The following is a 24,359-nucleotide window of genomic DNA, read 5'->3' on the forward strand; positions in this document are numbered from 1 at the left end:
GCGCCGCCTACTTCCGCATCACGGCCGGTTCGTGCCGACGCAGCAGCCGGGAGACCAGGAACCCGAAGAGGACCGACAGCACGACGAGCATGCCGACGTCGAACAGCCACCCCCCGGGCGAGTGCCGGAACAGCGGATCGCCGGTGAGCGCGCCGGGCGCGAGCCGGGCCAGGTCGATGGTCCCGGCCATGGCGGCGAACGCCCACCGTGAGGGCACCAGCCACGACAGCTGCTCAAGGACGATCTTTCCGTGCAGCGACAGCTGGGCGCCGCAGAACACGACCTGGACGACGGCGAGCAGCACCAGCAGCGGCATCGTCACCTCTTCCTTGCGCACCAGCGCCGACACCACCAGGCCCAGCATCATCGCCGTGAAGGCCAGCAGGGCGACGGCGACGGTGATCTCCACCAGGGGCGGCATCAGCACGCCCTTCCCGCCGGGCGCGTCGAGGTCGACGCCGAGCAGGGCGACCAGGGTGAGCACGACCGCCTGGAGGACGGTCACCGTGCCCAGGACAACCACCTTGGACATCAGATACGCCGATCTGCACAGGCCGACGGCCCGCTCGCGCTGGTAGATCACCCGTTCCTTGACGAGTTCGCGCACGGCGTTGGCGGCACCGGTGAGCACTCCGCCGACGCACAGGATCAGCAGCGCGCTCGTGGCGTGGTCCCCGGTCAGTTCGCCCCCGGCCAGTACGCGGGCCATGGCTCCCATCACGAACGGCAACGCGATCATGACGGCGAGGAAGGTGCGGTCGGCGCTGAGCACGACCGTGTAGCGGCGGACCAGGGTGCCGAGCTGCGCACGTCGGCTGCGCGGTCGCGGCGGGGGCGCCACGGCGACCGGGCCATGGCTCGGCAGCCGGGGCTGCGCACTGGAGTCGACCACGTACCGCAGGCGGAACGGCGAGCCGCGGTACTCCCCCGCCCAGTCCCGGTCCTGGTCCCGTTCGAAGGCCTCGAAGGCCTCCGGCCACTGCTCGAAGCCGAAGAAGGCCAGGGCGTCGTCGGGTGGGCCGTAGTAGGCGACCCTGCCGCCGGGCGCGAGCACCAGGAGCCGGTCGCAGACGTCGAGGCTGAGGACGCTGTGGGTGACGACGATGACGGTCCGGCCGTCGTCGGCGAGTCCGCGCAGCATGTGCATCACCGAGCGGTCCATCCCGGGGTCGAGGCCGGAGGTCGGCTCGTCGAGGAAGAGCAGGGACGGCTTGGTGAGCAGTTCCAGGGCCACGGAGACCCGCTTGCGCTGTCCGCCGGACAGACTGTGCACGGGCTGTCCTGCCCTCTGCTCCAGGCCCAGTTCGCGGATGACCTCGTCGACCCTGGCCCGGCGCTCGGCCTTGGCGGTGTCCTCGGGGAAGCGGAGCTCGGCGGCGTAGGAAAGGGCGCTGTGCACGGTGAGCTGGGCGTGCAGGATGTCGTCCTGGGGGACGAGGCCGATGCGCTGGCGCAGCTCGGCGTAGTCGCGGTAGAGGTCGCGGCCGTCGTACAGGACGGTGCCCCGGTCGGCGGGCCGCTGCCCGGTCAGGGCGCCCAGCAGCGTGGACTTGCCGGCCCCGCTCGGGCCGACGACGGCCAGCAGGCACTTCTCCCCCACCGGGAACGACACACGGTCCAGCAGCGTCTTGCGGCCGCGGTCGACGGCGACCGTGAGGTCCTGTACGTCGAGGGAGACCTCACCCGTGTCGACGTACTCCTGCAGCTGATCGCCGACCAGGCAGAACGCCGAGTGGCCGATGCCGACGATGTCGCCGGGGCCGAGGGGGGCACGAGTGACGGGCCGGCCGTTGAGGTAGGTGCCGTTGTGGCTGTCGAGGTCGACGATCTCGTGCGTGCCGTCCGGCAGGGCGCGCAGCTCGGCGTGCCGGCGGGAGACCACCAGGTCGTCGATGACCAGGTCGTTGTCGGCGGCGCGGCCGATGCGCACGGTACGGGCGGGCAGCGGCCGTACGCTCGCGGGCTCCCGGAAGGTGCCGGTCAGACCGGGCATCGATACCCCCGAGGGGCGCTCCGCGGCCTGCGGTGGGCGGCTGAACAGGACGGCGCACGGGCCGTCGGCGGGGTTGCCGAACCGGATGACGCTGCCCGGGCCGACGCCCCACTCCTGGACGCGGCGGCCGTCGGTGTAGGTGCCGTTGGTGCTGTGCTCGTCCTCGAGGGTCCACTGGCCGGCCTCGGGCCGCAGCACGGCGTGGTGCCACGAGACCCGGGTGTCGTCGAGGACGACGTCGGACAGCGGGTCGCGTCCGACGTGGTAGTCGCGGCCCGGAGCCATCACCGTGGAGCCCGTCTCGGTCGCCAGCACGAGTTCGGGCGCGGTCGGCGCGGCCAACCCATCCGCCATGCGTGAATTCTACCGATTCGCTCACATGTACGCCGATCCCGTGCGCATCAGGGTCGGCACGTGACCCCCGTCAGGCGTCAGGCGACCGGCATGACGAGCGCCGGCGCGGCCCGCTGCATCCGCAGCGCGTCGACGGACTCGGCGAGCAGCTCGTACTCGGTGGTGTCGTCACTGGTGGCGATCCGCACCAGCCGCCCGCCGGCCAACTCGTCGGCCACCAGCTCCTGTCGCTCCACGTCGGCACACCAGGCACGCAACAGGCCGGGCACGTCGGGCGCGCCCTCGGCGACCGGCACCAGCGCGCTCGGCGGGAAGTGCGGACTCTCCGGGCTGGGGTCGAGTCGCTCGGCGATCCAGGAGGCCCGATCGCGCAGCCACCACAGGGCCAGCGCGAGGGTGGGCGCCCGATAGGTGCCGAGCGGTACGCCGATACGCCGCCCGTCGCACACACCGTACGCGGTGACATGGCACAGGAATTCGTCGTGCACGGTTCACTCCCCCGTCGCATCTCTCTCTTGCCGGTCGGGCCTCGCTTTCCGTGCGGCTCCTGTGCGGTGAACTGCCCCTGACATTCGAGTATGTTGACTCCTGAAACACTGTCACCATTACTTTCGGCCAGTCTCTTGGCATATTCACCGCCCCCGTTGGCCGAAATGTGACGGGCGGGCCACCGGTCGGCATTACCTGCGGAGTAATCGACCCTTCCGGCGGACCCGGGCATGGTTGGTCGCACCGGATCGGCGAAAACCGGAATCCGGTTCCTGACCAGCAGATACGACCTCGACGGAGGCTGATTTCACATGTCCGCGAACATCGACCGTTACGAGAACGCCGTCGCCCGCTACTTCGAGGCCTGGAACGCGGCCGAGCCGGAGGCCCTGGCAAAGACGGTCGCCGCCGCCTGGACGGCGGACGGCAGCTACACCGACCCTCCCCCAGAGGGGGGGACCCCCAGCCGACGTCCGCGGCCACGAGGCGATCGCGGCGGTGATCACGGCCGCCCACGCCCAGTTCCCCGGCTTCGCCTTCCGGCTCGCCGGCGCCGTCGACGGCCACCACGACACGGCACGCTTCTCCTGGGAGCTGGTGAGCGAGGCCGACGGCTCGGCGCCGGTCGCCGGATCCGACGTGATCACGCTGGACGCCGAGGGCCGGATCAGGACCGTGCTCGGATTCCTGGACCGGGTGCCCGCCGGGGCGTGACGGCCGGTGCCTCGATGAGTTCCGCCGCCCGCGGTGGTCTATTGAGTCGTCTCTTGAATGGGAGACCGTCGAGATCACCGCGAGCGGAGGACACCATGGGCGTGACCGGGAAACTGAAAGCGGAATTCACCGCGGAACTGCGCAAGAGCCCGAACAAAGGCGGCTGGACCTATGTCGTCCGGCCGGAATCCGTCGAATTCTTCGGCACCCGGGGACTGGTCAAGATCCGCGGGACGATCGACGGGCACCCTTTCGAGAGTTCGTTCATGGCCCTCGGGGACGGCACGCACAAACTTCCCGTAAAGGCCGAGGTACGCAAGGCCATCGGGAAGGAGGAGGGCGACCCGGTGACCGTACGCCTCGAGGAGCGCCTCGGCGCGTAGGTCACCGTGCCGCCCGCGTACTACGGCTTGACGAGCGCGTCGATCCGGGCCAGCTCCTCCGCGTCGAAGTCGAGGTTGCGGATGGCGCCGACGCTGTCCTCCAGCTGCTGCGGGCTGCTCGCGCCCACGAGGGCGGAGGTCACCCGGCCGCCGCGCAGGACCCAGGCCAGGGCCAGCTGGGCCAGGGTCTGGCCGCGGGACTTGGCGACCTCGTCGAGGGTGCGCAGCCTGGCCACCAGGTCCTCGGTGACCGCGTCCGAGTTCAGGAAGGGGCTGTCGCTCGCGGCCCGGGAGCCCTCCGGGATGCCGTCGAGGTAGCGGCCGGTCAGCAGCCCCTGCTCCAGCGGGGAGAAGACGATGGAGCCGACCTGGAGCTCGTCCAGCGCGTCCAGCAGGCCCTCGTCCTCGGGGCGGCGGTCGAGCATCGAGTAGCGCGGCTGGTGGATGAGCAGCGGGGTGCCCAGCTCGCCGAGGATGCGGGCGGCCTCGCGGGTCTGCTCCGCGGAGTAGTTGGAGATGCCGACGTAGAGGGCCTTGCCCTGCTGGACCGCCGAGTGCAGGGCGCCCATCGTCTCCTCCAGCGGAGTCTCCGGGTCGGGGCGGTGCGAGTAGAAGATGTCGACGTAGTCCAGACCCATCCGGGTCAGGCTCTGGTCGAGCGAGGACAGCAGGTACTTGCGGGAGCCCCATTCGCCGTACGGGCCGGGCCACATCAGGTAGCCGGCCTTGGTGGAGATCACCAGCTCGTCGCGGTAGGGCGCGAAGTCCGCCTTGAGCGCCTCACCGAAGGCCGACTCGGCGGCGCCGGGCGGCGGGCCGTAGTTGTTGGCCAGGTCGAAGTGGGTGACACCGAGGTCGAAGGCGCGTCGCAGGATGGCCCGCTGGGCCTGGACCGGGCGGTCCGGGCCGAAGTTGTGCCACAGTCCGAGCGACAGCGCGGGGAGCTTGAGGCCGCTGCGTCCGGTGCGCCGGTAGGGCATGTCCGCGTAGCGGTCGGGGTGTGCGGTGTACAACGCGACTCCATGAGGGATTGGCGCAGGATGTCAGATTCAGGACATCCGGTTCAGGACATCAGGTTCAGGGAACCGCTACCCACTCTCGCGCGGCCCACGGGCAGTGGTCCAACAGAAGAATCCGATGGAATTCAGCGGATACGCTTCTCAATCATGGAACTGCGCCACCTCCAGCACTTCGTCGCCGTCGCCGAGGACCAGCACTTCACCCGGGCCGCCGAACGGCTGATGGTGTCCCAGTCGGGCCTGTCGGCCTCGATCCGGGCGCTGGAGCGGGAGCTGCGGGCCCCGCTGTTCGTGCGCACCACCCGCCGGGTGACGCTGACGGAGGCCGGGCGCGCGTTGCTTGCCGAGGCGGAGCGGATCCTGGCGCAGGTCAGGGCCGCGCACGAGGCGGTGGCCGCGGTGCAGGGCGTGCTGCGCGGCACGCTGGCGCTCGGCACCGAGCAGTGCATCGCCGGAGTGCAGGTGGCGGCGCTGCTCGCCGCCTTCCGGCGGCGCCACCCGGACGTGGAGATCCGGCTGCGGCAGGCGGGGTCGGGCGCGCTGGCCGAGGAGGTCGCGGCCGGGCGGCTGGATCTGGCCTTCGCCTACCGGACGGAGGCGGACACCGACCAGTTGCGCTCCGTGTCGCTGGCCGGCGAGCCGATGACGCTGCTGTGCCACCCCGCACATCGCCTCGCCATGGCCGGCGCCGCGGTGACGCCGGAGGAGGTCAGCGGCGAGGTCTTCGTCGACTTCCATCCGGACTGGGGCCCGCGCCGCACCACGGACGCCGCCTTCGCCGAGGCCGGGGTGCGGCGAACGGTCGCGCTGGAGGTCAACGACGTGCACAGCCTCCTCGACCTGATCGACGAGAACCTCGGCGTCGCCGTCGTACCGCGCCACTTCCGGCACAAGCGGGAGTCGCTCACCGCACTGCCCCTGAAGGGCACCGGCGAGACGGTGTACGAGACCGCCGCCCTGCTGCCGCCGCCCCAAGGCACCAGTCCGGCGGCCCGGGCACTGATGGCTCTGCTGGAAACAGGCGGCGCGTGAGCGACGGCTGCGCGATGGTGGACGTATGTATGCAAAGGACGTCCTCATCGACGCGTACAACCGCATCCAGGAAGAAGTCCACTCCGTGGTCGAGGGGCTGGGCCCCGACGACCTCGCCGCCCGCCCCGGCGCGGACGCCAACTCCATCGCCTGGCTGGTCTGGCACCTCACCCGGGTCCAGGACGACCACATCGCCGACGCCTTCGGCCTCGACCAGGTATGGCTGTCGCAGGAGTGGGAGAAACGCTTCGGCCTCGACCTGCCGCGCCACGACACCGGCTACGGCCACACCTCGGCGAAGGTCGCCAAGGTGCGGGTCGACTCCGGAGACCTGCTGACCGGCTACTACGACGCGGTGCACGAACAGAGCCTCCAAGCCCTGCGCGGCCTGACCGCCAAGGACCTGGAGCGCGTCGTCGACACCCGCTGGGATCCGCCCGTCACCCTGGGCGTGCGACTGGTCAGCGTCCTGTCCGACGATCTCCAGCACGTCGGACAGGCCGCCTACGCCCGGGGGCTGATTCAGAGCGCGGCCGCGTAGCCCGGCAGGACGACCTCCTCGATGAGGGCCTTGCGCTCGTCGAACGGGATGAACGCGCTCTTGACGGCGTTCACCGTGACCGTGCGCAGGTCCTCGAGGGTCCAGCCCGCCTGCTCCACGAGCAGCGACATCTCACGGGTCATCGTCGTCCCCGACACCAGACGGTTGTCGGTGTTGAGGGTGACCCGGAAGCCCAGGTCCTTCAGGGCAGTGATCGGGTGCTCGGCGATCGAGGTGGCGGCGCCGGTCTGGAGGTTGGACGTCGGGCACATCTCCAGCGCGACGCGGCGGTCGCGCACCCAGCCGGCGAGATGGCCGAGCTTGCCGTCGACGATGTCCTCGGTGATGCGCACACCGTGGCCGATGCGCTGGGCTCCGCACACCTGGAGGGCCTGGTGGATGCTGGGCAGGCCGTGGGCCTCGCCGGCGTGGATGGTGAACGGCACGCTCTCACGGCGCAGGTGCTCGAAGACGGCCAGGTGGTCGGCGGGCGGGAAGCCGTCCTCGGCGCCGGCGATGTCGAAGCCGACGACACCGGCGTCACGGTAGGCGACGGCCAGCTCGGCGGCCTCGCCGACGCGGTCGAACATCCGCATGCCGCACAGCAGGGTGCCGACCCGGACGGGGGTGCCGACGGCGGCCGCCTTCGCCATACCTGCGGCGAGGCCCTCCTGCACGGTCTCCACGACCTCGTTCAGCGTCAGCCCGCCGTTCAGCATCAGCTCGGGGGCGTAGCGCACCTCGGCGTAGACGACGCCGTCGGCGGCGAGGTCGAGCACGTACTCCTCGGCGGTGCGCAGCAGGCCCTCGCGGTTCTGCAGCACGGCGAGGGTGTGCTCGAAGGTGGCGATGTAGCGGACCAGGTCTCCGGAGTTGGCCGCGTCGTAGTACCAGGCGGCGAGCGCGTCGGGGTCGGTGGTCGGCAGGGTGTGGCCGACCTCGGCCGCGAGTTCCACCACGGTGGCGGGGCGCAGACCGCCGTCGAGGTGGTCGTGCAGGACGGCCTTGGGGAGGCGTCGGAGGGTGTCGGCGTCTATGCGGGGGGCGGTCATGGGCGGTCTCTCTGTGGCAAGTGGGTCAGATCCGCTGCTCGGCGGGCTGGAGCAGGTCCCAGCGGTTTCCGTACAGGTCCTGGAAGACGGCGACCGAGCCGTACGGCTCGTGGCGCGGCTCCTCCAGGAAGGTCACGCCCGCGGCGCGCATCCGGGCGTGGTCGCGGGCGAAGTCGTCGGTGTGCAGGAAGAACCCCACACGCCCGCCCGTCTGGTCACCGACCCGGCCGCGCTGCGTCTCGTCCTTGGCCCGGGCGAGCAGCAGCCCGGTGCCCTGCCCATCGGCGCCGGTCGTCCCGGGTTCCACGACGACCCAGCGAGAGCCGTCGGGGCGTGGGGCGTCCTCGACGAGGCGGAACCCGAGCGCCTCGGTGTAGAAGCGGATCGCCTCGTCGTAGTCGTCGACGACGAGGGTGACCAGGGCGATGCGTCTCATCGGGGCCTTTCGGTACGTACGATTGACGGGAGAGGTTATACGTAAAACCTCACGCACGCCAGTCGCTCTGCGACCGGTCGGGAATCACGGGTCGCTGCGCGGTCGGAGTTCTGTACCTACTAGTATGTACCGGCTGGTGGGAGTACGGCCGGGTTGGCGCAGTACACGGGGGACACGGCGGCCCCGGCCTAGGTCTCCGGGCCGTGCCGCAACCGGTCTCCGGCCCGAGGCGCGGTGGACCGCCGCTCGCTAGCGTGCCCGCCATGAAGATCACCGGCGCGCCGCGCACCTCCGGACAGCGCAAGCACGACGTACTGGCCCGCCTGGAAGAGGAGATGGACATCTGGGTGGCCACGGCGGACGCCGACGGGGTCCCGTGCCTGGTCGCGCTGTGGTTCGTCTGGGACGGCGAGGCCCTGTGGCTGTCCACCCGGCCGGCCAATCCCACCGGCCGCAATCTGCGGAGCGGTGGGCGGGCCCGGCTGGCGTTCGGGGACACCCAGGACGTCGTGCTCGTGGACGGTGATGCGGAGATGTTCACCGCGGTGGACGTGCCGGGGGCGGCGGCCGACGCGTTCCGCACGAAGACTGGCTGGGATCCCCTGGGGGACAGCGCGGAGTACGTCTACTTCCGGGTGCGCCCGCGTGCGGTGCAGGCGTGGCGCGGGGAGCACGAGCTGCCCGGCCGGCACCTCATGCGGGACGGGGTCTGGGCCCCGCGCCCCCTCAACCGGCCTTCTGACGAAGGGCGTTGAGCCGCCCCACCTCCTCGTCCGTGAGGCGCAGCGCGCCGGCGGCCACGTTCTCCACGACGTGGTCGGGGTTGCCGGTGCCGGGGATGGCGAGTACGTGCGGGCCCTGTCGCAGGGTCCAGGCGAGCCGTACCTGGGCGGGGCCGGCGCCGTGCGCGCGGGCGATGGCGAGCACCTCCGCGTCGTAGGAGGTGGCCGCGCCCCGCGCACCTCCGTCACCGGCGATGGCGAAGAAGGGCACGAAGGCGATGCCCTGTTCGCCGCAGAGCCGCAGAACCTCGTCCGTCTCGGGCTCGCGGAAGTCCAGACCGTACTTGTTCTGCACGCTCACCACGGGCGCGATGGCCTGCGCCTCCGCAAGGTGCCGGGGTTCGACGTCCGAGATGCCGAGATGGCGGACGAGACCCGCCGTGCGCAGGTCGGCGAGTGCGCCGAAGTGCTCGGCGATCGAGTCCTGGCGCATGCGCCGCAGATACACGAGGTCGAGGTGGTCGCGGCCGAGTTGGCGCAGGTTCTCCTCGACGTGCGCGCGCAGGTCCTCCGGCCGGTCCAAACCGCCCCACTCCCCCGCGTAGTTGCGGAAGGGGCCGACCTTCGTGGCGATGACGAGGTCGTCGGCGTATGGGGACAGCGCGCTGTTGATGAGCTCGTTGGCGGAGCGCAGCGAGGAGAAGTAGAAGGCGGCCGTGTCGATGTGGTTCACGCCGAGTTCGACGGCCTTGCGCAGGACGGCGATCGAGCGGTCGCGGTCGCTCGGTGTGCCGTGGTGGAAGGCGGCGCTGCCCGTCAGCCGCATCGCGCCGAAGCCGACGCGGCCGACGGTCAGGTCGCCGAGTGTCCAGGTGCCCGCCGCGTCCGCGGTGATCGTCTCAGAGGTCATCAGCGGAGTCTCACACACGCCCCGGACAGCGGAACGGGCACTTTGCACAGCCGTGGAGCAGCCCGGCGGCTTCAGCCCAGGGGCTTCTCCAGCACGGCCTTGCGGTGGCTGAACGTCTCAATGGAGTACCGGCCGTGATAGTTGCCCATGCCACTCTCCCCCACGCCGCCGAACGGCAGGTCGGAGACGGTGAGATGGGCGAGCGGAAGGCCGTAGCCGAGGCCGCCGGAGGAGGTCTCGGCGGCGATGCGGCGGCGGGTCTCGTCGGACTCGGTGAAGACATACAGGGCAAGCGGCTTGTCGCGGTCGTTGATGAAGTCGACCGCCTCGTCCAGGCCGGGCACGGTGACGATCGGGAGGATCGGGCCGAAGATCTCCTCCCGCATCACCGGCGAGGCGGGGTCGACGTCGGCCAGGACGGTCGGCGCGATGTACTTCGTCGTACGGTCGGTGCTCCCGCCCACGACGCCCCGGCCCGAGTCGAGCAGGCCGTCGAGCCGGTCGAAGTGGCGCTCGTTGACGATGCGGCCGTATTCGCCGGAGGCGGCCGGTTCGGTGCCGAACAGCGCCTCGACGGCACCGGCGAGCGCGGGTTCCAGGGCGGCGGCGGTCTCCGGGTCGGTCAGGACGTAGTCCGGGGCGACGCAGGTCTGGCCGGCGTTGAGGAACTTGCCGCGGACCAACCGGTCGGCGACGACGGCGAGGTCGGCGCCGCGGTCGACGAACGCCGGTGACTTGCCGCCGAGTTCGAGGGTGACCGGGGTGAGGTGCTCGGCGGCGGCACGCATCACGACGCGGCCGACGGTGCCGTTGCCGGTGTAGAAGATGTGGTCGAAGCGCTCGGCCAGCAGGGCCGTGGTCTCCGGGATGCCGCCCTCGACGACGGCGACCGCGTCGGCGTCGAGGTACGCGGGCAGGAGACCGGCGAGCACGGTGGAGGTGGCCGGTGCCAGCTCGCTGGGCTTGACGATGACCGCGTTTCCGGCGGCCAGGGCGCCGACCAGCGGGGCGAGGAGGAGCTGGGCGGGGTAGTTCCAGGGGGCGATGACGAGGACGACGCCGAGGGGGTCGTACTGCGTCCAGGCCGTCGCGTCGGCGCCGAGGTGCGCCGGGACGGGGGCGGGCTCAGGGCGCAGCCACTCCGCGAGGTGGTCGAGGGTGTGGTCGATCTCGCGGATCGTGAAGTCGATCTCGGTCCGGTAGGCCTCGGTGGAGCTCTTGCCCAGGTCGGCGTGGAGGGCGGTGGCCAGGTCGGGGCCCTTCTCCGTGAGCATCTCCCGCAGGCGGCGCAGCTGGGTGGTGCGCCACTCGACGGGCTTGGTGCGGCCGGTTCGGAAGGTGGCGCGCAGCCGAGCCACGGCCGTTGCGGGCTGCTCGGGGGTCTCGTTCACGGTGCCTCGCTGGTGGTGGGCGGGTCTTGCGACCCGCCGGTTCGGTCATGAGCGGTCAGCTCGTTGTACTGGCCAACCTTATCTGGATGCAATTGCCAACCTTTCATGCACCGAAATACATTCCGCGACACGGGGAGCTACTTTCCGCGACGATCCGATCACATCACGCGTACGTCCTCTCGGCAGTCGAGCAGCATCGGGGTGACCGACGCGGACGAGGCCCTGTTCGCCTTCACCGAGGCGCAGGAGCAGCCGGGCCTGCGGGCGTCGCCGCCGATGCGGCTCGCGACACTCACCGCCGCGCACACCGTGTCGCTGGAGCTGGACGGCCTGTGGCTGCCGGAGGAGGCCCTGGCCCTGCGGTCGCCGTACGACCGCTGGGCCCCGACCGACCGGCCGAAGGCGGTGAACGCCTCACCCGCGGTGTTCGGGGTCGCGCGGGCGGCGCTGGACCTGCTGGATGAGGAAACCGCCGCGCCGCTGCGCACCCGCGTCGACGAGGTACGGCGCCGGGCCTACGCCCTCGCCGACCACCCCGTACCTCACGAGCACCTGGCGGACCGCCTGGTGCTCAGGACGCAGGCGTACGAGGTGATGCGGGCGGCCACCACCGCGGCGGTGGCGGCCGGCGGCGGCCGTGCGCCGGCCTTGACCAGCAAGGCCCAACGCCTTGCCCGCGAGGGCCTGTTCCTGCTGGTCCAGGGCCAGACGACGGAGTCACGCCAGGCGCACCTCGACACCCTTGCGGGCAACGCCGGACAGGTCCTTGGGGGCGCTCAGGACGCGAACGGCACCTGGGCCCAGGGAGCCGCATCCTGCCGGAACGGGTGCTTCCACGCTCCCTCCGCGGCCAGCCGCGGCAGCACTCCCTCCCCGAACCAGTAGGCCTCCTCCAGATGCGGATACCCGGAGAGCACGAACTCCTCGATCCCGAGGGCCGCGTACTCCTTGATCCGCTCGGCGACCTCCTGGTGGCTGCCGACCAGCGCCGTGCCCGCGCCGCCGCGGACCAGTCCGATGCCCGCCCACAGGTTGGGGTGGATCTCGAGCCCGTCCCGGCCACCGCCGTGCAGCGCGAGCATCCGCTGCTGCCCCTCGGACTCGCTGCGCGCCAGCCCCGCCTGCACGGCCCTCACCGTCTCGGGGTCGAAGCCGTCGAGCAGCCGGTGCGCCTCCGCCCAGGCCTGCTCGGAGGTGTCCCTGGTGATGACGTGCAGCCGGATCCCGAAGCGGAGGGTACGGCCCTCCCTCGCGGCCAGCCCCCTGATCCACGCGATCTTCTTCGCGACCTGGGCCGGCGGCTCGCCCCACGTGAGGTAGACGTCGACGTGCTTGGCGGCGACCTCGCCCGCGACGGGGGACGACCCGCCGAAGTACACCTCGGGCACCGGATCGGGCACGCGCGCCAGCTTCGCGTCCTCGACCTGGAGGTGCTCCCCGGCCAGGTCGACGGTCCTGCCCTCCCACAACTCCCTGACGATCTGGAGGAATTCGCCGGTACGGCGGTAGCGCGCGTCCTTGTCGAGGAAGTCTCCGTAGGCACGCTGCTCGTGGCTCTCGCCGCCCGTGACGACATTGAGGAGCAGCCGTCCGCCGGTCTGCCGCTGGAAAGTGGACGCCATCTGCGCCGCGAGGGTGGGCGAGACGAAGCCGGGGCGGAAGGCGACCAGGAACTTCAGGCGTTCGGTGTTCTGGCTGACCATCGCGGTGGTCAGCCATGCGTCCTCGCACCAGGCCCCGGTCGGCGTCAGCGCGCCGACGAAGCCGAGGTCCTCGGCGGCGCGGGCGATCTGACTCAGATAGGCGACCGTCGGCGGCCGGTCCCGTCCGGAGGCGGTGGCCGGGGTGCCGTGGCCGCCGCCGACGACGTGGCGGCTGTCGCCGTTGGTGGGCAGGAACCAGTGGAAGGTGAGGGACACCTGGGGTCTCCGATCTGGGCGGCGGCTAGAGGAGGCCGTGGCGGGGCGGCTGCGTCCCGTTGAGCACGTACCGGCCGATGTGCTGGGTCTTCCAGCGGATGCGCTCAGCTCGCCGCGGCCAGCAGCGGGGTGCGGCCCAGCACGGCCGAGAACTGGTCGACCACCTGGGTGAGCGCCTCGGTGGCGGCCGGGGCGACGGTCAGCGAGCCGTTGTCGTGCACGGTGATGTCCTTGTCGAGGGTGAACCAGCCCTGCACGATGTGCGCCGCCCCCATGGAGTTCAGGACCGGCCGCAGCGCGTAGTCGATGGCCAGGACGTGCGCGGTGGAGCCGCCGGTGGCCAGCGGCAGCACGGTCTTGCCGGTGAGGGCGTACTGCGGGAGCAGGTCGAGGAGCGCCTTGAGGACACCGGAGTACGACGCCTTGTAGACGGGGGTGCCGACGACGACACCGTCGGCGCGCGCGAACAGCTCGGTGGCCTCGACGATCGCCGGGTGCCGGAAGTCCGCGCCGAGCAGTGCCTCGGCGGGGATGGTGCGGACGTCGAGCGGGATCACCTCGTGGCCCTGCGCGACCAGCCGCTGGTCCAGGTGGCGCAGCAGGCGGTTGGTGCGGGAGGAGGCGGAGGGGCTGCCGGAGACGGACAGGACGGTGGCCATGGGTCCTCTTTCGGGACGGCGGGGCACCTCCGTGCGGGAGGCACCGCTGAGGGAAGCGGTCAGGAGTACCAGGTGGGTTCGGGCAGTTCGCCCTCCAGGACCCGGCGGCCGACCTCACGCCGCTTGTGGGCGACGCGGTCGCGCGATTCGGAAGGTCAGGCGTGCACGGCGACGGAGTCGGGCTCCCCAGCCGGGAGTTGGGCCTCCAGCTCGCGTACCAGGGGCAGCACCCGCTTGCCGAAGTACTCGACCTCCTCGTGGTAGTGCAGGAAGCCCAGGAGGAGCAGGTCGACGCCGAGTTTCTTGTAGGCGACGATGCGCTCGGCGATCTGCTCGGGAGTGCCGATCAGGCCGGTGCGGAAGCCGTCGTTGTACTGGACGAGATCGGCGAAGGTCGAGTCCTGCCACATGCCCTTGCCGTCGGCCGTGGACCGGCCGGCCTGCTTCACGGCCGCGCCGAACCCTTCGACGGCCTCGCCGTCGGCCTGCGCGACGATCTCACGGAGGGTCTCGCGTGCCTCGGCCTCGGTGTCGCGGGCGATCAGGAAGCCGTTGAGGCCGAACTTCGGCGCCGTACGGCCCGCTCGGGCCGCCGATTCCCGTACGTCGTCGATCTGCTCGACGACGCCGTCGAAGTCCTTGCCGTTGGAGAAGTACCAGTCGGAGACCCGGCCGGCCATCTGCCGGGCGGCGGTGGAGTTGCCGCCCTGGAAGATCTCCGGGTGCGGGCGCTCCGGGGTGTTGAGGGGCTTGGGCTTGAGGGAGAAGTTTCGCAACCGGTAGAAGTCGCCGGCGAGTTCGGCGTGGTCCTCGGTCCAGATCTTGCGCAGGGCGCTGATGAACTCCTCGGAACGGCGGATGGGGGTGCCCCCGGTTCGAGCGAAGCCGAGAACTGGGGGAGTTCGTCGTGCTCCAGCCAGGGCTCGCCGAGGGCGGTGAACTCGCCCTTGAACCAGCCGCTGACGACGTTCACCGCGAAGCGGCCGTTCGAGAGGTGGTCGGCGGTCGCGCCCAGCTTGGCGAGGACGCCCGGGTGCCACAGACCGGGATGGACGGCTGCGATGACCTTCAGGCGCTGGGTGGCGAGGAGCAGGGCAAGGCTGAAGCTGGTCGACTCGTGCTGGTACTCGGCGCCGTAGCCGGCCATGTAACGGACCTGGCTGAGCGCGTACTCGAAGCCGTTGTTCTCGGCGAGGACGGCGAGTTCGCGGTTGTAGTCGTATCCCCAGTCGGTGCGCTGCTCGATCTTGCTGGTGACGAGTCCCCCGCTGACGTTGGGGACCCAGTAGGCGAATTTCACGGGCGCTGTGGACATGCGGAACTCCAGTTGCGGAATTTCGGGAACGCCGAATTCACACGGCGCGATGATCTCTGCGTTCAGGCAACGGAAGACGACGCACGTCCGCCCGACGACAGAGAGGGAAGAAGGTAAACGCGGCGAATCAGAAGGATTCTCGGGCCGCGGCGCAACAGGAGGCGCTGGAGACGCGCGCGAGGTCGACATGGCGTCGCCGCGTGAGGTCCAGTCGCATCTTCATGCCGTCGATCGTGGCAGCCGCCGGTCGGGGCAGTCAAGGAAAACCCGACCGGTCTCGTATCGCGGACCATTGAATTTCACGAAGGCATGACAGGGAAACCCTTGAACCGCCCCGGAAAGCGCCAGCATTCTGCTGCCGTGCGGACAGAACAGCTGGAATACATCGCGGCGGTCACCAGACTCGGTTCCCTGCGCCGGGCCGCCGAGGAACTACGCCTGTCCCAGCCCGCGTTGAGCGAGACCGTGCGGAATCTGGAACGCGAGCTCGGCGTCGATCTCCTGGAACGCAAGCGCTCCGGCGCCAGGATGAGCGCGTCGGGCCGGGAACTGCTGCCGCACATCGTCAATGTGCTGGACGCGGTGGACCGGTTGCGGGCAGTGGCGGGCGAACAGCACCGCATCAGCCGCATGGTGCGGCTCGGCACGGTGAACGCGGCGACCGTGCCGCTGCTCATTCCGGTGGTGCGGAACTTCCGCGGCACGCATCCCCTCACCCAGGTCGAGGTGGTCGGCGCACAGCAGACCGACATCCACCGTGCCCTGCTGGAGGGCGCTTTCGACCTCGGGCTCGTCAACCACCTGGACGGCGACGACATGCCGGCCGGGTTCGAGTCGACCGAGCTGCTGCGCGGGCGGCCGGTGGTGTGCGTACGCCCGGACAGTCCGCTGGCGTCCCGGGCGGCGGTGACGCCGGACGACCTGCTCGCGGAGCCGCTCATCGGCATGCGGTCGGGCTATGTGATGCACCGCTACGTCCATCGCCTGCTGGGCGGGCGTGGTCCCGCGTTCGCGTATTCCCGACGAGGACTGACCCACGTACACACGGCCAGTTGTCGTGCTCAGTCGTCGTCGTGCCCGGGAACCACCACGAGGAAGGCGTCCGACTTCAGGTCCATCACCACGGTCGCGGGCTCGCCCTGCGCACGGCGGGCCGCCGCGTACTCCTCCGCCGGCCATGATCCGCGCGGGGCTCCCGCAGGAAAACGCTCCAACACCTTCGCGCCCATAGCGGCAGACACCTCCGGAATCGACCATCGGCCATCGGCCGATACTCCTGTCTCTCGTACGAACCGCCTGCCCCGGATCGGCGCGATCATGTGCGGGACCCGGCGTGCGCGTGCCCAGCGGGGAACCGCCGCGGGCAGGTCGGTCGACACCGCGCCGTCCTGGGACCGCTTTCCCCGCGCGCGGCTCCTCCCGGTCGCTCGCTGTGACACGCGGTCGTACGGAAACCCGTACGCCGCATCCGGAGCGGCCCTGCGCGGGGAAGTGATGAGGGAGACACGAGGGGGGAAGCGACGCGAAGGGCCGAGTCCACGTGATCGAAGACGACAGCACTGCCGGGCTGCGCTCCCTGGTGACCGGCGCCACGGGGTACATCGGCGGCCGGCTCGTACCGGAGCTGCTCGCCGCGGGCCACCGGGTGCGCTGCCTGGCCCGCTCCCCCGACCGGCTGCGCGACCACCCGTGGGCGGGCGACACGGACGTGGTGCGCGGCGACGTCACCGACGCCGCATCCGTCGCCGACGCCATGCGGGACGTCGACGTCGCGTACTACCTGGTCCACGCGCTGGGCAGCGGCAAGGACTTCGAGCGGACGGACCGCGCGGCCGCCCGTATCTTCGGCGAACAGGCCAGGGCCGCGGGCGTACGGCGCATCGTCTACCTCGGCGGCCTCACCCCCGCGGGTGTCCCCGAGCGGGAGCTCTCGCCCCATCTGCGCTCGCGGGCCGAGGTCGGCCGCATCCTGCTGGACTCCGGGGTGCCGACCACCGTGCTGCGGGCGGCCGTGATCATCGGCTCGGGCTCGGTCTCCTTCGAGATGCTGCGCTACCTCACCGAACGTCTGCCCGTGATGGTCACGCCGAGCTGGGTGCACACCAGGATCCAGCCGGTGGCGGTACGGGACGTGCTGCGCACCCTCGTCGGCAGTGCCCGGATGCCCGCCGAGGTCAACCGCGCCTTCGACATCGGAGGTCCTGACGTCCTGACGTACCGGGAGATGATGGTGCGTTACGCCGCCGTCGCGCGCCTGCCGCACCGTCTCATCCTCTCCGTGCCGATGCTTTCCCCGGGGCTGTCCAGTCTGTGGGTCGGCCTGGTCACGCCGGTGCCCGCGGCCATGGCCCGACCGCTGACCGAGTCGCTGCGGCACGAGGTCGTGTGCCACGAGCACGACATCGTCCGTCACGTCCCCGACCCGCCGGGGCATCCGATCGGCTTCGACGAGGCGGTCCGGCTGGCCCTGCGGCGGGTGCGCGAGGCGAAGGTGACGACCCGGTGGTCCTCCGCCTCCGTGCCGGGCGCCCCGAGCGACCCGCTGCCCACCGACCCGGACTGGGCCGGGGGCAGCCTCTACACGGACGACCGCGAACTGACGGTCGACGCCTCGCGCGAGGCGCTGTGGCGCGTGGTCGAGGGCATCGGCGGAGAGAACGGCTGGTACTCCTTCCCCCTGGCCTGGGCCGTGCGCGGCTGGCTGGACCGGCTGGTCGGCGGGGTCGGGCTGCGCCGCGGGCGCCGGGACGCGGCGCAGCTGCGGGTCGGCGACTCGCTGGACTTCTGGCGGGTCGAGGAGATCGAACCCGGGCGTCTGCTTCGGCTGCGGGCCGAGATGCGGCTGCCGGGTCTGGCTTGGCTGGAGATGTACGCGGAGACGGACGACGACGGCCGCACCCGTTACCGACAGCGTGCCCTGTTCCATCCGCGCGGGCTGCTCGGCCAGGCCTACTGGTGGAGCGTCTCCCCCTTCCACGCCCTCGTGTTCGGCGGCATGGCCCGCAACATCGCGCGGGCCGCGGTGGCGGGCCCGGTCCCCCCGGAGAGGGAACGTGCGCCCACGGGATGACGTGTGCATCCGCCGGGCGCCCCGGGCCGGAAGCACCTCACCGGCCCCCACCCTTCTCCGGAGCTTCCCTCATGAACGTCTCGGTCGTCCTGTTCACCTCCGACCTCCGTCTGCACGACCATCCCCCGCTGCGGGCCGCCATCGAGGGCTCCCGTCAGGTCGTGCCGCTCTTCGTGCGCGACCGGGCCGTGGAAGGCTCGGGTTTCGCCGCGCCCAACCGGCTGGCGTTCCTCGCCGACTGCCTGCGGGACCTGGACGCGGGCCTGCGCGAGCGCGGCGGGCGGCTCGTCGTGCGCTCCGGCGACGTCGTCGAGCAGGTCTGCGGGGCTGCCGCCCAGGCGGACGCCGACGAGGTGCACATGGCGGCCGACGTGAGCGGCTACGCGCACCGGCGGGAGGAGCGGCTGCGGCGCGCGCTGGAGGGACAGGGCGTGCGACTGCACGTCCACGACACGGTGACCACGGCCGTCGGTCCGGGAGCGGTGACGCCAACCTCCGCGGACCACTTCGCCGTCTTCACCCCCTACTTCCGGCACTGGTCGCGGCAGGCGCTGCGCGACACCCTCGGCGCGCCACGCGCCGTACCGGTCCCGGACGGCGTCGGTTCCGAGGAGCTGCCCTCCCGTGGCGGCCTGGCCGGAGTGTCGGAGGGTCTCGCCGCCGGCGGCGAGACGGAGGGCCGGAAGCGGCTCATGGCCTGGCTCCGCGGTGGTATCACCGGCTACGAGGACAGCCGCGACGACCTCGCCGGCGACGCCACCTCCCGTCTCTCGCCCCACCTGCACTTCGGCACCCTCTCGCCCATCGAACTCGTCCACCGGGCGCGCCGCGCGGGCGGGCCCGGTGCCGAGGCGTTCGTACGGCAGCTCGCGTGGCGCGACTTCCACCGCCAGGTGCTCGCGGCGCGCCCGGAGGTGGCCACCGCGGACTACCGCACCAAGCGGGATCGTTGGCGGTCCGAGCGGACGGCGCGGGAGGACGTGGCGGCATGGCGGGAAGGCCGCACCGGCTACCCGGTGATCGACGCGGGGATGCGCCAGCTCCGGTACGAGGGCTGGATGCACAACCGGTGCCGCCTGCTGACCGCGAGCTTCCTCGCCAAGACGCTGTACGTCGACTGGCGGGTCGGAGCCCGGCACTTCCTGGACCTGCTGGTCGACGGCGATGTCGCCAACAACCAGCTCAACTGGCAGTGGGTGGCGGGGACCGGCACCGACACCCGCCCCAACCGGGTGCTCAACCCGGTCACCCAGGCCAGGCGCCACGACCCCGACGGGGCCTACGTACGACGATGGGTACCGGAACTGGCACACATCGAGGCGCCGTTGGTGCACGAGCCGTGGAAACTCCGGGGCCTGGACCGTGCCGCACCGGACTACCCGGAGCCGATCGTCGACCTCGCGGACGGACTGGCCCGCTTCCGACAGGCCCGCGAACGCGGTTGAGGCGGCGTGCACGAACCGCACGCCGGGCGCCTACCATCCGTGGCCGCCGGATCCTCCGTGTCCGTGTCCGCCGTGCCCTCTGTACAGACCGGCCAGCATCTCCACCGCGTCCTTCAGCACGCTCGGCCTCGCCATCCCGTCCGCGGAGCGCCCGAGCCAGCCCGGACCGGCGAGCACCACCAACGGCTGCCGGCGCGCGCCCTTCACTCCCCACTGGGCGGCGGCGACACGCTGGGCCAGCGGCAGGGGCGCCGAGGAGCGTGCCTGCGCCCACAGCACCACGGCCGCGGGGCCCAGCCGGTCGACCGCGGCCGTGAGCGCCTCCGCGGGTACGGCCGCCCCGAACATCCGGGTGGGGATGGCGAGTTCACTCAGTCCTGCGTTGAGCGCCTCCAACGGCAGGGTGTGCTGCTCGCCGGGCACGCAGGCCAGTACCACCGGTCCCGGGGCGGCGGCGTCGCCCTGCCGTACCGGGGGACGGGTGTGCCGGCGCAGGGTGCCGGACACATGCCAGGACAGGAGGTGTTCGACCTCGACGTAACGGTCGCCGGACGAGGCCCACTTGCGTCCCACCGCGTGCAGCGTCGGCACCATCACCTCCTGCCAGGCGACCGTCAGCCCGTGTTCCTCAATCGCCGCGAACAGCTGCTCCTCGACCGCCGGGGCGTCGAGCCGGACTGCGGCGCGGGCGAGGCCGCGGCACTCCTGGCGTACGTCACCCAGGGGCAGCGGGCCGGCCGCCCGTGACCGTGCACGGCCCGACGGTCGCGGCGCACCAGGGGCGTCGGCATCCGCATCGGGCGTGGCGGCGCCCGGCTGCCCCTTCGCGGCACGGGCCGCCTCGGCGGGCGGCACACCGGCGGACGTCAGCCGGCACATCGTCTCCAGCGTCGCCACGTCCTGCCGGGTCCAGCGCCGGTGGCGTCCGTCGGAACGGAGCGCGGGACCGATGCCGTACCTGCGGTCCCAGGAGCGCAGCGTGGTGGGTGACACCCCCAGCCGGCGTGCCACGGCACCGGTGGTGAGACCTGTCCCGGGGGCGTACTCGCTCGCGGAAGCACCCATGGGGCGACTATACGATGCAGAACCGATGCAAGTTGAAGGGATTGCCCTCGCGCTCGCACGATGACGGCACCGGGCCCGCCGGCGGTGCTGCGGGCCGGTCCGTCCGACGTGAGGAGCCGCCGTCATGAGCCCGCATCCGAGCGCCCCTCCGTGGGTCCCCCCGGCGGAGTCGTTCGCCGACGAGAAACTGGCGCGGGGCCTGGTGGCAGGCGACGAGGCCTGCCTGACCGCCGCCTATCACCGCTGGTCGGCCCTGGTGCACACGCTCGCCTGGCGCTCCCTGGGGGACGCGAGGGAGGCGGAGGACGTCACGCAGCAGGTGTTCCTCGGTGTGTGGCACGGCCGCCGGGGCTACCGGCCCGAGCGCGGCACGATCGCCGGGTGGATCGTCGGCATCACCAAGCGCAAGATCGCCGACGCGCTCACCGCGCGCACCCGCCGCGCGGACCTCGTATCCTCGGCCGGCGCCGCGCTCGCGCTCTCCGAGCCCGCGGAGCAGCGTCCCGAGGCCGTCCTCGACCAGGTGCTCGTACGCGACGGGCTCGCCCGGCTCCCGGCACCCCAACAGCGGGTGCTGCGACTGACCTTCTACGAGGACCTGACCCAGACGCAGATCGCGGAGCGCACCGGTTTGCCCCTCGGCACGGTCAAGAGTCACGCGCGGCGCGGGCTGCACCAGTTGCGCCGCTGTCTGCGACAGGAGATGTACGCCTGAGAGGAGAGCGGGCGGAGGCGCGCCCCGGGTACGAGCCGAGCTTGCCGCGGCGCGAGGTCGGCCGGGCGCGGTCCGACCTCTCCGCGGCTCACCGCCCACTCCGCCCAGCTACACATAAAGGCGAAATAAGGGCAGAATGTACGTACGCGGCGCTTACCGCATACCGCACCAGACGCGGTCAGGCCCGATAGTCAAAGGAGACGAGTCATGGCCAACGTCTCGCCCACCAGAGGTGACATATCCACTCACCCTGATATTTCCGAAATGCGGGCACGGTACGCCCGCATGCTCGGTGGTCGTGATGTGGCGCTCGTGGACGGACCGGTGTTCCTGCTCGGTCTGTACTGCGCCGTATCCCCTTGGATACTCCACTACACGACGAGCCAGCCCGCGCTCGCGCCCCACAACCTGATCATCGGCGTCGCGATCGGCCTGCTGGCTCTCGGGTTCACCGCCGCTCCGGAACGCATGTACGGGCTCAGCTGGGCCATGTGCGCACTGGGCGTGTGGATGATCATCTCGCCGTGGGTCGTCGGCACGAGCCCCGACACCGGTGTCGTGCTGAACAACATCATCATCGGCGTCCTTGCCCTGATCCTCGGGTTGGTGTGCGCGGTCACGGCGGCGAGGAGCGCCCCCAGGTCGTAAAAGTCCCGCACCTACCGCAGGAGGCGAATCACCCTGCCGGCCGGTCCGCACCACGCGGACCGGCCCGCTCGTGCCCGTTCAGCCGTTCGGCACCTGCCACGGGTCCTGCGGCAGCGGGCTGCCGGTCTCCAGGAGGGACTTGAGGTTGGAAAGCACCGCCGGCCAGCCGGCGGACACGTCGGCGAGGTCGCCCTCGCTCGTGAGGTTCTCGTGGGTGACGGTGAGCCGGACGATGTCGGCGTGCGGCTGGATGTCGAAGGTGACCCGGGAGTGCTTGTCCTCGCGCCCCTCGTGCTCGGGTGCGGCCCAGGTGGTCACCAGCCGGGTCGGGCGCTCGCTCTCCACCACGGTGCCGACCACGTCGGCGACGCCGGAGTCGTCCGTGCGGACGTGTTCCCAGCGTGAACCCGGCTGCCAGTCCGAGACGTTGCGGTGGCCCCAGTACGCGGCGGTCAGGTCTGCGTCGGTGAGCGCTTCCCAGACCTTCTCGGGCGTGCTCGCGATGTAGGTGACGTAGACGAATGTGGGCTTGTCGGTCATGGCTTCCTCGGCTCGTTGCTTCACGGCGCCGAGCGCGCGCAGGCGCGGGCGCTCGAACTTGTCGATCCACCGCTCCTGGATCTCGTGGAGCGGGACCGGATTGAGGTAGTGCAGCTTCTCCCGCCCCCGCCGCACGGTGGCGACCAGGTTGGCGGCCTCCAGGACGGCCAGGTGCTGCGTCACCGACTGCCGGGCCATGGCGAAGTGCTCGCACAGCTCGCCCAGCGTCTGCCCGTTCTGTTCGTGCAGCCGGTCCAGCAGCCGTCTGCGCGTGCCGTCGGCCAGCGCCTTGAAGACCTTGTCCATCCTTGAGTCGTCCTCTGATCGCACACCCAAAGTTATGCAGGCAATTACCTGCATGTCAAGCGCAGGTGACTACCTGCATGTCGGAGCAGCACGGCGCACCGGAGCGCCGCCCATGGACGCTGCGGCGCGCCTGCGCAAGGAGTGCGGTCAGGTTCCGGCGGGCTCCCCCTCGGGCGCGGGCGCGGCGGCGTACTCCTCGCTGATCTCCTTCTCCCCGAACGGCCACACCTTCTCCATTGATGCCCAGATCACGAACGCCACGCAGCCGAGAGCGAGCCAGGCCAGGGACCATTCGATGGGGTGGCGGCCCGGGGAGTTCTTGTCGGCGTAGCCGTAGATCACGCACCAGCCGGCGAAGGCCAGGATGCTCGGCAGCGGATAGAGCCACATCCGGTACGGGCGGTCGAGGGTCGGCCGACGCCTGCGCAGGACCGTCAGCGCGACGATCTGGGCCAGCGCCTGGACGATCACCATCACCGTGGTCAGGAGCTGGATCAGCGTGGCCAGGTCGGTGTGACGGCCGATCAGGAAGCCGATCGCGGTGATCACGCCCATCGTGGCCAGGCCCAGCGTGGGGAACCGGTGCCGGGGGTGCAGCTTCTCGTACGGGCGGAAGAACACCCGGTCGCGGGCGGCGTCGTACGGCACCCGCGAGCCGCCGAGCAGGCCGGTGAACACCGAGGCGAAGGCCGTGATCAGGATCAGGACGGTCACCGTGTCGGCGGCGCCCTTGCCCCAGGTCTCCTCCAGCACCGCGGAGGCCACCGAGGTGGCGGCGATGTCGTGCGGGTCGGCCATCCGGCGCCAGTCGATGACACCGAGCGTGCCGATCTGCAGCAGCAGGTAGATCGCCATGATGCCGAGGATCGAGAAGAGGATGGAGCGCGGCAGCGTGCGGCCGGGGTCCTTGATCTCGGCGCCCATGTAGGCGGTGGTGTTGTAGCCGAGGTAGTCGTAGATGCCGATGGTCAGGCCCGCGGCGAAGCCCAGCCAGAAGTGGTCGCTCGTCAGGTCGAAGGCGTGCGCGGGGTAGGTGAAGGCGAGATGCGGGCTGAAGTCGGTGGCCGCGGCGACGATCACCAGCAGCACCGAGGCGATCATCACGGCCCACATCACGGCGGTGATACGGGCGATGTGCTCGATGCCGCGCCAGAGCAGGATCACCACCAGGGCGATGACGCCGAGGCCGATCAGGTCGCCCGACGTCCGGCCCAGGTCGGGGGCCAGGTAGCCGAGGTACTGGACGAAGCCGACCACGCCGGTGGACATGATCAGCGGAATGAAGAGCATCGCCGTCCACACGAACAGGAACGGCATCAGCCGCCCGGTGCGGTACTGGAAGGCCTGACGGAGATAGACGTAACTGCCGCCGGAGCCGGGCATGGCGGCGCCCAGTTCGGCCCAGACGAGCCCGTCGCACAGCGCCAGCACCGCGCCCGCGACGAACCCGATGACCGCCTGGGGGCCGCCGAACGCGGCGACCATCAACGGGATCGTCACGAACGGACCGATGCCGCACATCTGGCTCATGTTGATGGCGGTGGCCTGGAACAGGCCGACGCGGCGGACGAAGCCACCCGAGGGTGGCGGGCTACCGGACATGGGGACTCCTGACGCGCGGCAGGGAGTGGAGCTCGCCCG

22 protein-coding genes and 4 pseudogenes are annotated in these 24,359 nt (G+C 71.2%); 11 read left to right on the plus strand and 15 right to left on the minus strand.

The features are described from left to right. Positions 1-7: 7 nt before the first annotated feature. Positions 8-2,347, minus strand: a complete 2,340-nt coding sequence (locus tag ABT114_RS10035; RefSeq protein ID WP_351140615.1) for an FHA domain-containing protein — start codon at positions 2,345-2,347, stop codon at positions 8-10. 77 nt (positions 2,348-2,424) lie between these two features. Further along, on the minus strand, positions 2,425-2,835 hold the full coding sequence (locus tag ABT114_RS10040; RefSeq protein ID WP_351140617.1) for a hypothetical protein: 411 nt from the start codon (positions 2,833-2,835) through the stop codon (positions 2,425-2,427). Positions 2,836-3,147: 312 nt separating this feature from the next. On the opposite strand from ABT114_RS10040, the pseudogene ABT114_RS10045 reads away from it, so the two are divergent. Both ABT114_RS10045 and ABT114_RS10050 read left to right on the plus strand, forming a co-directional pair. Continuing rightward, positions 3,148-3,550 (plus strand): annotated as a pseudogene (locus ABT114_RS10045) (nuclear transport factor 2 family protein). 95 nt (positions 3,551-3,645) lie between these two features. Then, on the plus strand, positions 3,646-3,933 hold the full coding sequence (locus tag ABT114_RS10050) for a DUF1905 domain-containing protein (protein ID WP_351140619.1): 288 nt from the start codon (positions 3,646-3,648) through the stop codon (positions 3,931-3,933). Between the two features lie 20 nt (positions 3,934-3,953). Here the strand turns inward: ABT114_RS10050 and mgrA are convergent, their stop codons facing one another. Further along, the gene (mgrA, locus tag ABT114_RS10055; RefSeq protein WP_351140622.1) at positions 3,954-4,946 is read right to left on the minus strand and encodes an L-glyceraldehyde 3-phosphate reductase; all 993 of its coding nucleotides are present in this window, start codon (positions 4,944-4,946) and stop codon (positions 3,954-3,956) included. 153 nt (positions 4,947-5,099) lie between these two features. Here mgrA and ABT114_RS10060 point away from each other — a divergent pair, with 153 nt between their 5' ends. Together ABT114_RS10060 and ABT114_RS10065 are read left to right on the plus strand one after the other, a co-directional pair. After that, entirely contained in the window at positions 5,100-5,984 is an 885-nt protein-coding gene (locus tag ABT114_RS10060) for a LysR family transcriptional regulator (protein ID WP_351140624.1), read from the plus strand. Between the two features lie 25 nt (positions 5,985-6,009). Beyond that, the gene (locus ABT114_RS10065; RefSeq protein ID WP_351140626.1) at positions 6,010-6,525 is read left to right on the plus strand and encodes a mycothiol transferase; all 516 of its coding nucleotides are present in this window, start codon (positions 6,010-6,012) and stop codon (positions 6,523-6,525) included. Here the strand turns inward: ABT114_RS10065 and ABT114_RS10070 are convergent. Next, on the minus strand, positions 6,507-7,577 hold the full coding sequence (locus ABT114_RS10070) for an adenosine deaminase (RefSeq protein WP_351140628.1): 1,071 nt from the start codon (positions 7,575-7,577) through the stop codon (positions 6,507-6,509). The two genes, ABT114_RS10065 and ABT114_RS10070, sit on opposite strands and share 19 nt — an antisense overlap. Positions 7,578-7,602: 25 nt before the next feature. Then, positions 7,603-8,013 carry a VOC family protein gene (locus ABT114_RS10075; protein ID WP_351140630.1) on the minus strand — a complete coding sequence of 137 codons (411 nt, stop codon included), beginning with the start codon at positions 8,011-8,013 and terminating at the stop codon, positions 7,603-7,605. Positions 8,014-8,276: 263 nt separating this feature from the next. Between ABT114_RS10075 and ABT114_RS10080 the strand changes: the two genes are divergently transcribed. Continuing rightward, positions 8,277-8,768, plus strand: coding sequence for a pyridoxamine 5'-phosphate oxidase family protein (locus ABT114_RS10080; protein ID WP_351140632.1), 492 nt, complete (start codon positions 8,277-8,279; stop codon positions 8,766-8,768). Here ABT114_RS10080 and ABT114_RS10085 read toward each other — a convergent pair. Further along, positions 8,740-9,645, minus strand: a complete 906-nt coding sequence (locus ABT114_RS10085) for an aldo/keto reductase (protein ID WP_351140633.1) — start codon at positions 9,643-9,645, stop codon at positions 8,740-8,742. The two genes, ABT114_RS10080 and ABT114_RS10085, sit on opposite strands and share 29 nt — an antisense overlap. 71 nt (positions 9,646-9,716) lie before the next feature. Continuing rightward, the gene (locus tag ABT114_RS10090; RefSeq protein ID WP_351140635.1) at positions 9,717-11,036 is read right to left on the minus strand and encodes an aldehyde dehydrogenase family protein; all 1,320 of its coding nucleotides are present in this window, start codon (positions 11,034-11,036) and stop codon (positions 9,717-9,719) included. Positions 11,037-11,234: 198 nt separating this feature from the next. Here ABT114_RS10090 and ABT114_RS10095 point away from each other — a divergent pair. Then, positions 11,235-11,783 (plus strand): annotated as a pseudogene (locus tag ABT114_RS10095) (acyl-CoA dehydrogenase); the annotation flags it as partial. A gap of 29 nt (positions 11,784-11,812) precedes the next feature. Here ABT114_RS10095 and ABT114_RS10100 read toward each other — a convergent pair. From ABT114_RS10100 to ABT114_RS10115, 4 genes and pseudogenes are all read right to left on the minus strand, one after another. Further along, on the minus strand, positions 11,813-12,955 hold the full coding sequence (locus ABT114_RS10100; protein WP_351140637.1) for an LLM class flavin-dependent oxidoreductase: 1,143 nt from the start codon (positions 12,953-12,955) through the stop codon (positions 11,813-11,815). A gap of 104 nt (positions 12,956-13,059) precedes the next feature. Then, positions 13,060-13,614: an NADPH-dependent FMN reductase gene (ssuE, locus tag ABT114_RS10105; RefSeq protein WP_351140639.1), complete on the minus strand. Its 555-nt coding sequence runs from the start codon at positions 13,612-13,614 to the stop codon at positions 13,060-13,062. 155 nt (positions 13,615-13,769) lie between these two features. Then, positions 13,770-14,929: pseudogene (gene sfnG, locus ABT114_RS10110) on the minus strand (dimethylsulfone monooxygenase SfnG). A gap of 127 nt (positions 14,930-15,056) precedes the next feature. Next, entirely contained in the window at positions 15,057-15,152 is a 96-nt protein-coding gene (locus tag ABT114_RS10115; RefSeq protein ID WP_351140641.1) for a putative leader peptide, read from the minus strand. Between the two features lie 137 nt (positions 15,153-15,289). Here ABT114_RS10115 and ABT114_RS10120 point away from each other — a divergent pair. Next, positions 15,290-15,958, plus strand: a pseudogene (locus ABT114_RS10120) (LysR family transcriptional regulator); the annotation flags it as partial. Between the two features lie 32 nt (positions 15,959-15,990). Here the strand turns inward: ABT114_RS10120 and ABT114_RS10125 are convergent. Further along, on the minus strand, positions 15,991-16,158 hold the full coding sequence (locus ABT114_RS10125; RefSeq protein ID WP_351140643.1) for a DUF8839 family protein: 168 nt from the start codon (positions 16,156-16,158) through the stop codon (positions 15,991-15,993). A gap of 311 nt (positions 16,159-16,469) precedes the next feature. Between ABT114_RS10125 and ABT114_RS10130 the strand changes: the two genes are divergently transcribed. Next, positions 16,470-17,999 carry an SDR family oxidoreductase gene (locus ABT114_RS10130; RefSeq protein WP_351140645.1) on the plus strand — a complete coding sequence of 510 codons (1,530 nt, stop codon included), beginning with the start codon at positions 16,470-16,472 and terminating at the stop codon, positions 17,997-17,999. 71 nt (positions 18,000-18,070) lie between these two features. Further along, positions 18,071-19,444, plus strand: coding sequence for a cryptochrome/photolyase family protein (locus ABT114_RS10135; protein ID WP_351140647.1), 1,374 nt, complete (start codon positions 18,071-18,073; stop codon positions 19,442-19,444). A gap of 30 nt (positions 19,445-19,474) precedes the next feature. On the opposite strand, the gene ABT114_RS10140 is transcribed toward ABT114_RS10135, so the two are convergent. Continuing rightward, on the minus strand, positions 19,475-20,509 hold the full coding sequence (locus tag ABT114_RS10140; RefSeq protein ID WP_351140649.1) for a MerR family transcriptional regulator: 1,035 nt from the start codon (positions 20,507-20,509) through the stop codon (positions 19,475-19,477). Positions 20,510-20,633: 124 nt separating this feature from the next. Between ABT114_RS10140 and ABT114_RS10145 the strand changes: the two genes are divergently transcribed. Beyond that, positions 20,634-21,224, plus strand: coding sequence for a sigma-70 family RNA polymerase sigma factor (locus ABT114_RS10145; RefSeq protein WP_351140651.1), 591 nt, complete (start codon positions 20,634-20,636; stop codon positions 21,222-21,224). A gap of 207 nt (positions 21,225-21,431) precedes the next feature. Further along, positions 21,432-21,872, plus strand: coding sequence for an SPW repeat protein (locus tag ABT114_RS10150; RefSeq protein WP_351140653.1), 441 nt, complete (start codon positions 21,432-21,434; stop codon positions 21,870-21,872). A 78-nt stretch (positions 21,873-21,950) separates the two neighbouring features. Here the strand turns inward: ABT114_RS10150 and ABT114_RS10155 are convergent, their stop codons facing one another. Both ABT114_RS10155 and ABT114_RS10160 read right to left on the minus strand, forming a co-directional pair. Next, positions 21,951-22,718, minus strand: coding sequence for an ArsR/SmtB family transcription factor (locus tag ABT114_RS10155; protein ID WP_351140654.1), 768 nt, complete (start codon positions 22,716-22,718; stop codon positions 21,951-21,953). 147 nt (positions 22,719-22,865) lie between these two features. Next, positions 22,866-24,320, minus strand: a complete 1,455-nt coding sequence (locus ABT114_RS10160) for an APC family permease (RefSeq protein WP_351140655.1) — start codon at positions 24,318-24,320, stop codon at positions 22,866-22,868. Positions 24,321-24,359: the final 39 nt, after the last annotated feature.

This window comes from Streptomyces sp. NPDC002088 (genome assembly GCF_040296605.1).
Lineage (GTDB): Bacteria > Actinomycetota > Actinomycetes > Streptomycetales > Streptomycetaceae > Streptomyces.